Raw genomic sequence first — 15,611 nt, forward strand, 5'->3', positions numbered from 1 at the left:
GGGTCGAAGAGGTCGGTGCTGTACTCGACCCGCCCGACGATGCCCTCGGCCTGCCCGCCGGTGCCGCCGCGCTCCAGCAGATGGAAGCCGAGGTCGAACATCGCCGTCGGCATCCGCACCAGGACGATCTCGGCGGCCAGACCGTCCAGCGCGAACTCGGTGCGGGGCACGTTCTGCAGCGCGAGCAGCACCTGGAACAGCGGCTGACGGGCGAGCGACCGGGACGGGTTGAGGGCCTCGACGACGTGCTCGAAGGGCAGGTCCTGGTGCGCGTACGCGGCCAGCGCGCCCTCGCGGACCCGGCCAAGGAGATCGGCGAAGGTCGGGGCGCCCGAGGTGTCGGTCCGCAGCACCAGGGTGTTGACGAAGAATCCGACGAGGTCGTCCAGGGCCTCGTCGGTCCGGCCCGCGATCAGGCTGCCGACCGGGATGTCCGTTCCCGCGCCGAGCTTGTCCAGCAGCGATGCCAGGGCGGCCTGCAGCACCATGTACACGCTGGCGCCGTGCTCCCGGCCCAGCCGGACCAGCCCAGCGTGCAGTTCGGCGTCCAGTTCGATCGCGAGGTGGCCGCCGGAGTAGGAGGGGGTCGCGGGGCGAGGGCGGTCGGCGGGAAGCCGGATCTGCTCCGGCAGGTCTGCCAACTGCTCGGTCCAGTAGGCCTGCTGACGGGCCAACAGGCTGTCCTGGTCGGCCGGGTCGCCGAGCAGCTCCTGCTGCCACAGGGTGTAGTCGGCGTACTGCACGGGCGGTGGCGCCCACTGCGGTTCCTCGCCCTGGCGGCGTGCCGCGTACGCGGTGGCCAGGTCGGCGGCCAGCGGGCCCAGTGACCAGCCGTCACCGGCGATGTGGTGCATCACCAGCAGCAGCACGTGCTCGTCCGCCGAAACCTGGAACGCCTCGGCGCGCAGCGGCGGTTCGGTCGCGAGGCCGAATCCGCGCGCTGCGGCCCCCGCCAGCAGTTCCGGCAGGGCCTGCTCATCGGCCGGGGTGACCGACACCCTCGGGCGCGCCTCCCCGGTGGCCAGCACCTGCTGGTAGGGCACGCCGTCCGCGGCGGGGAAGATCGTGCGCAGGGTTTCGTGCCGGTCGACGACGTCGCCCAGCGCCGCCTCCAGTGCCGCCAGGTCCAGTGGTCCCGAGAGCCGCCACGCGAGCGGCATGTTGTAGACCGAGTCGGCGCCCTCCAGCTGGCGCAGGAACCACAGCCTCCGCTGCGCGGACGACAGCGGCACCAGCTCGGGCCGCTCCGCCCGCCCCAGGGCGAGCCGGGCCCGGTCCGCGCCGCCGAGCCCGGCGGCCAGCCCGGCCACCGTCGGGGTCTGGAACAGGGTGCGCAGCGCCAGCTCCACGCCCAGGGCCGCACGGACCCGGGCCACCAACCGGGTGGCCAGCAGGGAGTGCCCGCCGAGGTCGAAGAAGTCGTCGTCGACACCGACCTGAGGCAGGCCCAGTACCTCGGCGAACAGCTCGGCCAGCACCTGTTCCTGCGGAGTGTGCGGGGCCCGGCCGACCCGCGACGCCGCGTACTCCGGCTCGGGCAGGGCGCGCCGGTCCAGCTTGCCGCTGGCGTTCAGCGGCAGGACGTCGAGGGGGACGAACGCGGCCGGCACCATGTAGTCGGGCAGCCGCCCGCGCAGGTGCGCCCGCAGGTCCTCCGGCCGAAGCTCCGCCCCGGTGGCGGGCACCGGGTAGGCGACCAGGCGGGTGTCCCCTGCCTGGTCCTGCCGGACGATCACGGCGGCCTGCGCGACCTGCGGGTGTTCCGCCAACGCCGTCTCGATCTCGCCGAGCTCGATCCGGAAGCCCCGGATCTTGACCTGGTCGTCGGTGCGGCCGAGGAACTCCAGGTTCCCGTCCGATCCCCACCGCACCAGGTCGCCGGTGCGGTACATCCTCGCGCCGGCCGGCCCGAACGGGTCCGCAACGAACCGTCCCGCGGTCAGGCCCGGCCGGTTCAGGTAACCGCGCGCCAGCCCGGCACCGGCGATGTAAAGCTCACCCGGCACCCCCGCGGGCACCGGCTGCAACGCGGCGTCGAGCACGTGCAACCGGACACCCCCGAGCGGCCGGCCGATCACCTGGCGCGGGCTCGACTCCAGCCGTGCGAAGGTCGAGTCCACCGTGCACTCGGCCGGCCCGTAGTAGTTCAGGGCGAACACCCCGTCGGCCGCCCGCAACCGTTCCCACAGTTGCTCCGGAACGGTCTCCCCGCCCAGCCCGATCCACGACGGACGCCACCGCGGGTTGTCCAACAGCCCGTGATCGACAAGGACTTGCAGGTAGGACGGGGTGCCGCCGACCGTGTCCAGCCCGGCCCGCGCCGCATACTCGAGGTAGGCGTCCGGGTCGGTCCAGGTCGCCTCGTCCAGGACGTGCAGCTCGTGGCCGGCGTACAGGGCGAACATCTGGTCGCAGGAGGCGTCGAACGACACGGACGTGGTCAGCCCCACCCGCAGCCGCTCCCCCGTCCGGAAGATCAGCGGACACTGGTCGGCGAACAGGTTGGACAGGCCGCCGTGCGTCGCCACCACGCCCTTGGGCCTGCCGGTGGAACCGGAGGTGTAGATGACGTAGGCCGGATGGGCCGGGTCAATGGCCGCCGCGGGGTCCGTCGCCGGGCAACCCGCCACCAGCCCGGCCGTCTTGGGGTCGTCGGTGACCAGCCACCCGGCCGAGCCGTCCGGCAGCCGACCCCGGGTTCGGGAGTCGGTCACCATCAGGACCGGCCGGGCGTCGTCGAGCATGTATGCGATCCGCGTGGCCGGGTACTCCGGATCCACCGGGAGGTACGCGGCGCCGGTCTTCAGCACCGCGAGGATGGCCACCACCAGCTCGGCCGACCTCGGCAGCGCCACTGCCACCAGCCGTTCCGGCCCCGCGCCCCGCGCGATCAGCGCATGCGCCAGCCGGTTCGCCCGCGCGTCCAACTCCGCATACGTCAGCGACGCTTCCGGCCCCACCAGCGCGACGGCGTCCGGAGTCGCGCGCACCTGAGCCCGGAAGAGCTCCGGCAGGCTCTCGGTGAAGGCCTGGGCCGCCGGGCCGGTACCCAGCGCCGTCAACTCGCCGTGCTCCGCGGCGGTGAGCAGGCCGAACCGGCTGAGCCTGCGCCGCGGGTCGGCGACCACGGCGCGGAGCAGGCGCTCCCACCGCTCGATCATCGTCTCGACGGTGGCCGGGTCGTACAGGTCGCCGGTGTACTCGACGGACCCGTCGATCCCCTCCGGGGTGCCGTCCTGCGCGTGCCGCTCGGACATGGTGAAGATCAGGTCGAGCTTGGCGGTGGTCGACGTCGACGGCATGTCGCCGACCCGCAGCCCGGGCGGCGCGAAGTCGGCCCGGGGCGCGTTCTGCAGCACCAGCATGACCTGGAACAGCGGGTGGTGCGCCAGCGACCGGACCGGGTTGAGGGCCTCGACCAGGTACTCGAACGGCAGGTCCTGGTGCGCGTACCCGGCCAGCGCGGTCTCCCGGACCCGGCCCAGCAGTTCGGCGAACGTCGGATCGCCCGAGGTGTCGGTCCGGAACACCAGGGTGTTGACGAAGTAGCCGACCAGCTCGTCCTGCGCCTGGTCGGTCCGGCCCGCGACCGGGCTGCCGACCGGGATGTCGTCGCCCGCGCCGAGCTTGCTCAGGAGCACCGCAAGGCCGGCCTGGAGCACCATGAACAGACTGGTGCCGTGGGCGCGGGCGAGCTCGCGCAGCCCGCGGTGCAGCTCGGCGTCCAGTCCGGCACGCACGGAACCGCCCCGGTGCGAGGCGACCGCCGGGCGGGGCCGGTCGCCGGGCAGCTGGAGCTGCTCGGGCAGATCGGTCAGCTGCCGGGTCCAGTAGGCCGCCTGGCGGGCGAACAGGCTGTCCCCGTCGGCCGCGTCGCCGAGCAGCTCGTGCTGCCACAGGGTGTAGTCGGCGTACTGGACCGGCAGTTCCGCCCACTGCGGCTCGGCGCCGCGGCAGCGCGCCGTGTAGGCGGTGGTCAGGTCCTGTGCGAGCGGGCCCAGCGACCAGCCGTCACCCGCGATGTGGTGGAGCACCACCTGAAACACGTGCTCGTCCGCCGCCAGCTCGAACAGACCGGCACGCAGGGGCACATCGACCGCCAGGTCGAACCGACGGGCCTTCGCCTCCGCCATGACATGCGGCAGCTCGGACTCAGTGGTCCGGTTGACGAGCAGTCGCGGGCGGGCTGCCTCGACATCCAGCACCTGCTGGTACGGCACGCCGTCGACCGCCGGGAAGACGGTGCGCAGGCTCTCGTGCCGCTCGACCACGTCCGCCACGGCGGCCTCCAGGGCCCGCCGGTCCAGATCCCCGGACAGCCGCCAGGCCAGCGAGATGTGGTAGTTCGCGCTGGCGCCCTCCAGCTGGTGCAGGAACCACAGCCGCCGTTGCGCGAACGACAGCGGGATCGCCTCGGGGCGTTCGCGCCGTACCAGGGCGGTCTGCGCCGGTCCGGCCGCCACCAGCGCGGCGGCCAGGCCGGCCGGGGTCGGCGCCTCGAACAGGGTGCGCAGCGGCATTTCCACGCCGAGCGTCGCGCGGATCCGGGCGGCCAGGCGGGTGGCGAGCAGCGAGTGCCCGCCCAGGTCGAAGAAGCCGTCCTCGACGCCGGCCGACGCCACGCCCAGGACCTCGGCGAACAGCTCGCAGAGGATCTGCTCCTGCGGGGTGCGCGGCGCGCGGGCGGTTGCCGCCGGGGCGAGGTCGGGGGCGGGCAGGGCCCGGTGGTCCAGCTTGCCGTTGGCGGTCAGCGGCAGCGCGTCCAGCACGGCGAACGCCGACGGCACCATGTACTCCGGCAACCGCTCGCGCAGGTACGCGCGCAGGTCGGCCTGGTGCAGTTCGGCCGAACTCGGTGCGGTACCGGCGGCCGGCACCAGGTACGCGACCAGCCGGGTGTCGTCGGCCCGGTCCTGCCGTGCCAGTACGGCGACTTGGGCGACACCGGGGTGCGCGGCCAGCGCCGCCTCGATCTCGCCGAGCTCGATCCTGAAGCCGCGCACCTTCACCTGCTGGTCGGCCCGGCCGACGTAGCGCAGGCTGCCTCCCCCAGCCTCCGGCCGGGGGGACCCGCAGGCCGTGCGACGCACCACGTCGCCGCTGCGGTACATCCGCGATCCCGGCGGTCCGAACGGGTCGGCCACGAAGCGCCCGGCGGTCAGGCCGGGCCGGTTCAGGTAGCCGCGCGCCAGGCCGGCACCCGCGACGTACAGCTCGCCGGGTACGCCCGGGGCCACCGGCCGCAGGTGGGCGTCCAGCACGTACGTCCGCAGGTCCGGGATGACCGCACCGATGTCGCCGGCGGTGGTTCCGGCCCGGTCGAGCGCCGCGTACGTGACGTGCACCGTGGTCTCGGTGATGCCGTACATGTTGACCAGCCGCGGCGCGTCGTCCGGGTGCCGCTCGTACCAGCTCGCCAGCCGGGCGTGCTCCAACGCCTCGCCGCCGAACACGACGGTACGCAGGGCGAGTTCACGCGGGTGCTCGGCGTCCGCCTGCATCAGCTGGTAGAACGCGGACGGCGTCTGGTTGAGCACGGTCACCCGTTCGCGGGCGAGGAGCTCCAGGAAGCGGCCGGGCGAGCGGCTGGTCTCGTGGTCCACGACCACCAGACGGCCACCGTGCAGCAGCGGGCCCCACAGTTCCCACACCGAGAAGTCGAAGGCGTAGGAGTGGAAGAGAGTCCAGACGTCGTCGGCGGAGAAGCCGAACAGCTTCTCGGTGGTGCCGAACAGCCGCACCACGTTCCGGTGCGAGACGACTACACCCTTTGGGTTGCCGGTTGAGCCGGAGGTGTAGATGACGTAGGCGGCGTGACCCGGGTCGAGGGGAACGTCCGGGTCCGTGTCCGGCAGCCCGTCCAGGTCGGCGGTGTCCAGCAGCAGGCGGTCCACCGGGTCCGCGCCCGGCAGGTCGCCGATCCGGCTCGTGGTCACGAGGAGCGCGGGCCGGGCGTCCTGGAGCAGGTAGGCGATCCGGGCGGCCGGGTACTGCGGGTCCACCGGCAGGTAGGCGGCGCCCGCCTTCAGCACGGCGAGCACCGCCACGACCTGCTCCGCCGAGCGCGGCAGGGCCAGCGCCACTCGCTGCTCCGGGCCCACCCCGCGCTCGATCAGGGCGTGCGCGAGCCGGTTCGCGCGGGCGTTCAACTCGCCGTAGGTCAGGGTGGCTTCGCCGTCCGTGAGGGCGACGGCGGCCGGGGTCGCCCGTGCCTGCCGCTCGAACAGCGCGGTCAGGCTGCTCTCCGACGGCGCCTCGCTCCGGTCGGTACGCGCCGGGAGCAGCGCGCGGAGCTCGTCGGCGGACAGCACGTCCACCTGGCCGATCCGCCGGCCGGGGTCGGCGACGACGGCGCGCAGCAGCCGCAGCCACCGCTCGACGATCCCGGTCACGGTGGCCTCGTCGAACAGGTCCGTGCTGTACTCCACCACGCCCGACAGGCCGTCCTCACCTGGCTGTTCGGCCAGGATGAAGGTGAGGTCGCACTTGGCGGTCCCGGTGTGGACGAGGTCGGTCGCCACCCGCAGCCGGGGCAGGTCGAACGTGCCGAGGGGCGCGTTCTGCAGGGCGAGCATGGTCTGGAACAGCGGGTGGTGCGCCAGCGACCGGGCCGGGTTCAGCGCCTCCACCAGGTGCTCGAAAGGCACGTCCTGGTGCGCGTACGCGGCCAGCGCGTCGGCCCGCACCCTGCCCAGCAGTTCGGTGAAGGACGGGTCGCCGGAGAGGTCGGTGCGCAGCACCAGGGTGTTGACGAAGAAGCCCACCAGGTCGTCCGCGGCCTCGTCGGTGCGTCCGGCGATCGGCGTGCCCACGGGTACGTCGGTGCCCGCGCCCAGCTTGCCCAGCAGGGCGGCAAGCCCGGCCTGGAGCACCATGAAGAGGCTGGCCGCGCCGTCCCGGGCGAGCGCGCGCAGGCCCTGGTGCAGCTCTGCGTCGATCCGCACCGGCAGATGGGCGCCCCGGTAGGACATCGTCGTCGGCCGGGGCCGGTCGAACGGCAGCTCGACCTGTTCGGGTAGATCGGCCAACTGGTCCTGCCAATAAGCTAGTTGGCTGTTCAGCAGGCTGTCCTGGGCCGAGCCGTCGCCGAGCAGCTCCCGCTGCCAGAGGGCGTAGTCGGCGTACTGGACCGGCAGCGGTGACCACTCCGGCTTCGCGCCCTCGGCGCGGGCCGCGTAGGCGGCCGTGAGGTCCCGTGAGAGCGGCCCCATCGACCAGCCGTCGCCGGCGATGTGGTGCACCACCAGCAGCAGTACGTGCTCCTCGTCCGCCAGTTGGAAGAGTTCGGCGTGCAGCGGCGGTTCCTCGGCGAGGTCGAAGCCGTACCGGGCCGCCTGCGCCAGCTGCTCCGGCAGTTCTCGTTCGCCGAGCTCGGTCACCCGCAGCCGCGGCCGGGCCTCCTCCGGGTCCAGCACCCGCTGGCAGGGCTCGTCGTCGACCGTCGGGAAGACGGTGCGCAGGCTCTCGTGCCGCTCGACCACGTCCGCCAGTGCGGCTTCCAGGGCCCGCCGGTCCAGGCCACCGGACAGCCGTAGGGTCAGCGGGATGTTGTAGGTGGCGCTCGGGCCCTCCATGCGGTGCAGGAACCACAACCGGCGCTGCGCGAAGGACAGCGGGACGGTCTCCGGCCGCTCGCGCCGCCCCAGCGCCGGACGCGCCCGGCCCGCGACATCCACGGCCGCCGCCAGTTCCGCCGGCGTCGGCGCGTCGAACAGGTCGCCGAGCCGCAGCTCCACGCCGAGGATCGAGCGGGCCTTGGCGACCAGCCGGGTGGCCAGCAGGGAGTGCCCGCCGAGGTCGAAGAAGCTGTCGTCGAGGCCGGGCTCGGCCACCCCGAGCACCTCGGCGAACAACCCGACGAGCAGGTGCTCGGTCGCGGTGCGCGGTGCGCGGCCGGGCGCGGCGGACTGCCGCTCGGGCGCCGGGAGGGCCCGCCGGTCGAGCTTGCCGTTCGGGGTCGTCGGCAGCGCGTCCAGCAGCACGTACGCGGCCGGCACGAGCTGCCGGGGCAGTCGGTCGCGCAGGTGGTCGCGCAGGGCGGTGCCGGTCACGGTGGCGCCGGGCTCGGGCTCCGCGTAGGCGACCAGCCGGGATTCCTCCTCGGTGCGCACCGTCACGGCGGCCCGGGCGACCTGTGGGTGCTCGGCGAGAACGGCCTCGATCTCGCCGAGCTCGACCCGGAAGCCGCGGAGCTTGACCTGGTCGTCGGTGCGGCCGAGGAACTCCAGGTTCCCGGTCGCGTCCCACCGCACCAGGTCCCCGGTGCGGTACATCCTCCCTCCTTGCCCGCCATCGGGCAGGAGGGGCCCACCGCTCGGCCCGAACGGGTCCGCGACGAACCGCCCGGCGGTCAGTCCCGGCCGGTTCAGGTAGCCCCGGGCCAGTCCCGCGCCCGCGATGTACAGCTCACCCGCCGCACCGGTCGGCAACGGCCGCAGGGCACCGTCGAGCACGTACAGCCGGGTGTTGGTGACCGGTCGGCCGATCACCGGGCGTGGGCTCGACTCCAGCGGCGCGACCACCGAGTTGACGGTGCATTCGGACGGTCCGTAGAGGTTGAGGCAGGACACGTCCTCCGCCGCCCGCAGCTGCTCCCACAGCCGCTCCGGGACGGCCTCGCCGCCCGCCCCGACCAGTGCCGGGCGCCACTGCGGGTCACTCAGCAGGCCGTGGGAGACCAGCACTTGGAGGTAGGACGGGGTGGCTTCGATGTAGTCGAGTCCGCAGCGCGCCGCGTAGTCGACGAAGGCGTCGGGGTCGGTCCAGGTCGCGTGCTCCAGGACGTGCAGCTCATGGCCCCCGAACAGGGCGGACAGCTGGTTCCAGGAGGCGTCGAAGGACACCGAGGTGGTCAGCGCCACCCGCAGCCGCTGCCGCTCCTTGAGCACCGGCGCGAAGTGCATCTGCCGGAGGTCGGTGAGCAGGTCGAGCAGGCCGCCGTGGGTCGGCAGCACGCCCTTGGGCCGTCCGGTGGATCCGGAGGTGTAGATGACGTACGCCGGGAGGCCCGGGTCGACGGCCACCATCGGGTCGGCCGCCGGGCAGTCGGTCACCAGGGCGGCCGTCTCCGGGTCGTCGAGCACCAACCTGTCGACGGGTCCGCCCTCGGGCAGCCGCCCCTCGCTGCGGGAGTCCGTGACCAGCAGGGCCGGCCGGGCGTCGTCGAGCAGGTACGCGATCCGGGCGGCCGGGTACTCGGGGTCGACCGGCACGTACGCCGCCCCGGTCTTCAGCACCGCGAGGATCGCCACCACCAGCTCCGCCGAGCGCGGCAGGGCCACCGCCACCCGCCGCTCCGGGCCCGCTCCCCGGGCGATCAGGGCGTGCGCCAGCCGGTTGGCCCGCGCGTCCAGTTCCGCGTACGTCAGCGAGACGTCGCCGCAGACCAGCGCGACCAGGTCCGGAGTCGCCAGGACGTGCTCCCGGAACAGCTCCGGCAGGCTCGTGGCCGGGGCCTGCGCCACCGGTCCGGAGCCGAGTTGCGCCAGCTCGCGGCGCTCCTGTGAGGTGAGCAGTTCGATCCGGCCCACCGGCTCGTCCTGGTCGCAGTCCGCGAGGGTGTCCAGCAGCGCGAGCAGCCGCTGCTGGTGGCCGGCGAGGTCGTCGGGGCCGTACGCCTCCGGCGAGCCGTGCAGCCGGAGCAGCGGCGGGTTGCCGTCCCGGTAGTCGAAGACCCAGACGGCGAGGTCGGTGGTCGACCCGGACACGAAGTGGTGCACGGAGGCCGGGTGCCCGGCGAAGCTCGGCCTGGAGTTGAAGGCCATGATGTTGACGATCAGCGGGAACGCCGTCCCGATGCTGCCGGGGGCGCCGAGGTCCCGCAGCAGGTCCTCGCTGCGGTAGCGCTCGTGCGCGACGGCCGTCTCGACCTCCCGCGCCGCCTGGGCGACGAGTTCGCGCCACGGCGTGTCCGGCCGGACCGTCAGCCGCAGCGGCACCACGTTGGACGTCGTGCCCGGCACCGCCGTCAGGTCGCGGTCGGCGCCCCGACGGGCGGTGACGGGCAGGGCGAGCACCACGTCCTGGTTTCCGGTCAGCCGGTGGGCGTAGAGCGCCGTCGCCGCGACCACCAGCCGGGACCACCGCACGCCGGAACGTCCCGCCGCCGCCCGCAGGGCGTCCGGGCGGCGCAGTTCCCGCTCCTCGGCCAGCCGGAGGGCACGGTGCGGGTCGGTCGCGGAGGTGTCGGTGAGCCGGGTCGGGGCGGGCAGGTCGGCGAAGCGCTCGGTCCAGTAGGCGCGGTCGGCGGCGAAGTCGGTGGAGGCGCGGTAGGCGGCGTCGCTGTCGACCAGGTCCCGCAGCGAGCCGAACGGGCAGGGCGGCACGGCGCCGTCCTCGGCCAGTGCCGAGTACACCTCGCCGACCCGCTGCCGGAGCATGGAGCTGCTGATCGCGTCCAGCACCACGTGGTGGTAGTTCAGGTACCAGAGGTACTCCGTGGGCGAGGCCTTGATCAGCGCGTGGCCGAACAGCGGGTCACGGGCGAGGTCCAGCGGGCGCAGCAGGTCCCGCTCCATCCATGCCACGGCCGCCGCCCGGGGGTCGGGCTCCCCGCTGAGGTCGAGGTGGGCCGGCGCCCAGTCCCAGCTCTCCCGGAGGACCTGGCGCGGGCCATCCCCGTCGTCGACGAAGGTCACGTGCAGTGCGTCGACCTCGTCGACCACCCGGCGCAGCGCGGTCTCGAACAGCTCCCGGTCCACCGGCCCGTGGATCTCCAGGCACTCGCCGACGCGATAGCCCGGAATCGGCGTCCGGGAACTCTGCTCGGCCAGCCAGATCTCGCGCTGGGCCGCTGTCAGGGGAAGGGCGTCACCATCGCGACGGGACATGGGGGGACCTCCGAGGGTGTGGGCAGGCGTGGTGGCGGGGCGCGCAGGACCGCGCCGACCGCGGTGTCGTCACACCGTCGGTCGGCCGGGGGGGCGGCTGCTGCGGTCAGGCGGCGGGTTCGCCGGCCTGGAGTTGCCATAGGGATGCGTAGAGTCCGTGCTGGGCGAGGAGTTCGTCGTGGGTGCCCTGCTCGGCGACGACGCCGCCCTTGTCCATGACGTAGATCCGGTCGGCGTGGCGGACCGTGGAGAGCCGGTGGGCGATGACCAGCACCGTCCGGTCGGCCGCGAAGACGCGGAGCGCGCGCTGGATGGCGGCCTCGGTCTCGTTGTCCACGGCGGAAGTGGCTTCGTCGAGGATGACCACCGGCGCGTCCTTGAGGATCGCGCGTGCCAGCGCGATCCGCTGTCGCTGGCCGCCGGAGAGCGCGGCACCGCGTTCGCCGATCACCGTGTCGTAGCCGTCCGGCAGCGTCGCGACGAAGGTGTGTGCCTCGGCCTTCATGGCCGCCTCGGTCACGGCCTCGTCCGAGGCTCCGAAGCTGCCGTAACGGATGTTGTCGGCGACGGTGCCGTCGAAGAGGAAGGGGTCCTGGGCGACGAACCCGATCGCGTGGCGCAGGTCGTGCCGCGACAGCTCGCGCACGTCCCGCCCGTCGAGCAGCACGCTGCCGATGTCCGCGTTCTGGAATCGCATCAGCAGCTTGGCGATCGTGGTCTTGCCGGAGCCGGTGGCGCCGACGAGGGCGGTGACCCGCCCGGCGGGGATGGTCAGCGAGAGGTCCTCCAGCGCCGGTGGCCGATCGGGGTAGGCGAAGGTCACCTTGTCGAGGACGATCTCCCCGCGCGCCTTCTCGGCGTCGAGCGGTCCGCCGGTGCCGTCGGTCTCGACGGGGAGGGCGCACAGCCGCTGGACCCGGTCGTAGGCGGTGATCGTGCGCTGGTACTGGTCGACGATGCCGCCGAGCCGGTTCATCCGCAGCATGACCATCTGGGGCAGCCCGATCAGCGGGCTGAACACCTCGAACGGCAGGCTGCCGTCGAGCACCGCCCGGCCGCCGATCAGCAGGGTTCCGGCCATCGAGCTGGTCGTGCAGACCCGGACGATCTCGGCGTGGCGGATCGTGCTCCGGTCGGTGTGCCGGCTGCTGTCCTGGACCTCCGCGCTCAGCCGGTCGATGCGCTCCGCCTCGTAGTCCTCGGTGCAGAAGCTCTTGACGGTGGCACCGGCCTCCAGCGTGTTCACCAACTGGCTGTGCAGCCTGGCCCGGTGCTCGCCGGAGACGGCGTAGTCGGCCGCGACCTTGTCCTGGTAGTGGAACGACAGCCAGGCGATGACCGGGATGGGCAGGAACGCGATCCAGGCGATCTGCGGCGCCAGCAACAGGAACAGCGGTACCAGGAGGGCCAGGCTGGTGCCGAGTTGCAGCACGTCGTTGGCCGAGCCGGCGAAGAAGGTGCCCAGCTGACGGACGTCGTCGGTGAGCGCGCCGGCGATCCGGGTGGTCCGCTCGCCTTCCAGGTGCCGTAGTTCGAGGTGCTGCACATGGGCGTACGTCCGGTTGCGCCAGTCGTGCTCGATGTCCTGGCCGAGCCGGCGCCATTGGAGGTTCGAGGCGTACGAGAGGCCCGCCACGGCGGCACAGGCGGCGGTCATCAGCCCCGCCAGGCCGAGGAGTTGGGCGGATGCGGTGGTCAGGCCGAGGTGGACCAGCGGAGCTGCCTGCCCCTTGATGAGGACCAGTCCGGTCCAGCCGAGGAAGGTACCGAGCGCCATCTCCGAGGCCTGGCAGGCGACGGACAGGGCGACGGCCCCGTAGAGACGGCGTCGGTGCGGTCCGACGATCTCCACCAGGGGGTGGCGTTCGACGCCGGGCTCGGCCGCTTCCTGGGACGCGTCGACCGTTCTGCGCCAGGCTTTGCGGAGGACAGCCGTGGTCAGCGCGGCCACTCCGCCCACTGCCACCAGCTGCCTGCTCAGCGCCGACCCCTTGATCAGTGCGATCCCGGCCGCGACCCCGCCGCCGACGGCGAGCACCGGTCGCACGACCAGGCCGGGGTCCGCCCGCGGGGTCGCTGCGGCGACGGGCCGGGCCGGTGCCGGGCGTCCCGCTCCGGTCGGATCCTCCGCGACCAGGGTGACGGCCCTGCGGACGATCCGGCCGATGTCCGTGGCGCGCAGCCGTGCATCGTGCCGGACGAGCACTCCGCCGGTGACCGGGTTGGCCCGGGCCTCGGTGATCCCGGGAATGCGGCGCAACGCGGCGGCGAGGATCTCGGCCGTCCGTGGCCGTCCGAGCACCAGCTTGACGTCCCAGCGCTGGCGGCCCGGAGTGACCGAGCGCGGGCTCACGTCCAATTCCGCGGAGCGGAATCCGGCCGCGGCACCCAGTAGCGATGACATGCGTACGTTCACCTGTTTGCGGAGGTCACGGGTAATCCGTCAACGGGCGCGGCGAAAATCTGCGCACGGCGGATCACTGCGACGGGGTGGAAATTCCGAAAGGGGGCAGAAGCGCGGCCGAAAGGCCCACGGCCGACCGCCGCGGGGCCCGTCTTCCGGGGTCGGCGGGAAGACGCGCCCAGGCGGCGGGGCGGCCGGGTATCAGGGTGTCACTACGCCTTCGCGGCGCTGGCGGTCGCCCGGATCTTCGGAGTCCTGGACTCGTCCTTCTCGGCGTTCGAGGCTGTACCCGCGGCGGGCCGCGGGTCGTCACCGGAGGCGATCTGCGCCGCCACCATCTCGGCAGCCACCTCGACCGCGAGGTCGTGGATGTTCTCTCCGGCCTCCTGGGCCGCTTTCTTCACCTCCATGACAAGACCGACGGACGTCGTGACGACACCGCGCACCAGCGGCTTGAGGACACGCTTGGCCAGTGGCGCGACGATGAGACCGATCAGAAACGGCGGAACGACGGGCGGCATGATGCTCCAACTTCTCTACGCAGATGTATGACGGGGGACCCAGGGCACTGCGCACCCCGGAGCACGCACAGCGGGGAAGGCGGAAGCACCCATTTCCGGAATTCTCGATATCCCGTGCCGGAATCCCCGACGGGTTGAATTCCTTGTCGATGGGGTAAACCGTCCGCTCTTCGATCACGGTAGCCCAGTCATGACCGTCGAGACCAAACGGTCTCGGCGGGTTTCACTCATGCGAGTGCTATCCATGTGCGGACCGCTACGGATTGCAGTAGGTGCACCCACCAAGCGAAGTATTTTTCCCATTTACCTATTACTGGTGATCGGTGAAAGGAGGCTGCCGCACCACCACCGGCCGCTTCCGACCGTTCACGGACGAGTGAACTCCCCGCCGGCCACTGGCGAACCGGCCGCCGCGAACACCAGCATGGCCGACATGGCCACCACGTACCCCCGAGCTGAGCGGGCCGCCCAGGCCCGGGCGGCCGAAGCCCAGCTCGCCGCCGACGGAATCGACGGGGTGGTGTTCGGCTGGGTCGACAACGCCGGACTCACCCGGGTGAAGTCCGTCCCGCTCGCCCAGCTCGAACACGCCGCCGAGTACGGCGTCGGCGCCGTGCCCTGCTTCGACGTCTCCCTGGTGGACGACTCCTTCACCGTTGCGCCTTCGAGTACCGGCCCGGTGGGCGACCTGCGGCTCGTCCCCGACCTCGACCGGCTCACCCCGCTCGCCGCCCAGCCCGGCTGGGCCTGGGCCCCGGCCGACCGCTACGCCCAGGACGGCACCCCGCACCCCGGCTGCCAGCGCCGATTCGCCCGCCAGGTCACCGAGGCCGTCGAGCGGCGCGGGCTTTCGGTGCGGGCCGGGATCGAGGTCGAGTGGGTGGTGGCCGACGCCGCCGGGGTCCCCGCGACGGTCGGGCCGGGGTACGGGATGACCCGCTTCGTCGAGCACTCCGCGTACCTGCGGGAGGTGCTGCGCGCCCTCACCGCCCAGGGGTTGGCCGTCCTCCAGCTCCACCCCGAGTACGCCGCCGGGCAGTTCGAGGTCTCGGTCGCCGCCGAGGGGCCGGTCGAGGCGGCCGACACCACGATGCTGGTGCGCCACACCATCCGGGCCGTCTCCGCCCGGTACGGCCTGCGGGTCTCGTACGCGCCCGTCTTCACCGAAGGCTCGGTCGGCAACGGCGCCCACCTGCACCTCAGCCTCTGGCGACACGGCCAGAACCTTGGGCACGGCGGCCTCGGCCGCCACGGACTGCACCCCGACGCCGAGCAGTTCCTCGCGGGCGTACTGGCCGAGCTGCCAGCCCTGCTCACTCTCGGCGCGCCCAGCGTCGCCTCCTACCTGCGGCTGATCCCCTCCCGCTTTGCCGGGGCCTACCGCTGCTGGGGCCTGGAGAATCGTGAGGCGGCGCTGCGCCTGATCACCGGCACCGCCGCCGGGCAGGCCAACGCCGAGCTCAAATGCTTCGACGCCGCCGCCAACCCGTACCTGGCGATCGGCGGCGTGCTGGCCGCCGGACTCGCCGGCCTGGACGCCGGCCTGCCCCTCCCGCCCGAGACCCAGAGCGACCCCGCCGCCCTCGGCGCGGCCGAGCGCCTCCCGGCGAGCCTGCCGGAGGCGATCGACGCGTACGAGAAGTCCGCACTGCTGCGGCAGGCGCTCGGTCCCGAGTTGTACGAGGCCGTGCTCGCTGTCCGGCGGGCAGAGGCGGAGCTGTTCGCGAGGCACACGGATACGGACGTCATCGAGGCCGTCCGCTGGCGGTACTGACGAGCGTCGGCTCTGCTCCTCCGGCTCCCCGTCCATGAGTTGGTCGAAGGCCTGCTGGTCGCCGTCGAGCTTCACGGAGCTCA

4 protein-coding genes are annotated in these 15,611 nt (G+C 73.0%); 1 reads left to right on the top strand and 3 read right to left on the bottom strand.

The annotated features are described in order from the left end of the window. The 3 genes from ACWGKQ_RS26035 to ACWGKQ_RS26045 all read right to left on the bottom strand — a co-directional run. On the bottom strand, nt 1–10,829 hold a 10,829-nt coding region (locus ACWGKQ_RS26035; protein WP_453294358.1), incomplete at its 3' end, for an amino acid adenylation domain-containing protein. Between the two features lie 106 nt (nt 10,830–10,935). Further along, nucleotides 10,936–13,233 (bottom strand): ATP-binding cassette domain-containing protein, encoded by a 2,298-nt coding sequence (locus ACWGKQ_RS26040; RefSeq protein WP_453294359.1) that lies wholly within the window; start codon nt 13,231–13,233, stop codon nt 10,936–10,938. 212 nt (nt 13,234–13,445) lie between these two features. After that, nucleotides 13,446–13,754: a DUF5132 domain-containing protein gene (locus ACWGKQ_RS26045; RefSeq protein WP_453294360.1), complete on the bottom strand. Its 309-nt coding sequence runs from the start codon at nt 13,752–13,754 to the stop codon at nt 13,446–13,448. 433 nt (nt 13,755–14,187) lie between these two features. On the opposite strand from ACWGKQ_RS26045, the gene ACWGKQ_RS26050 reads away from it, so the two are divergent. Further along, complete coding sequence (locus ACWGKQ_RS26050) at nt 14,188–15,528, top strand: glutamine synthetase (protein WP_453294361.1); 1,341 nt, start codon at nt 14,188–14,190, stop codon at nt 15,526–15,528. Nucleotides 15,529–15,611 lie beyond the last annotated feature (83 nt).

The organism is Streptomyces sp. NPDC054770 (assembly GCF_053611985.1).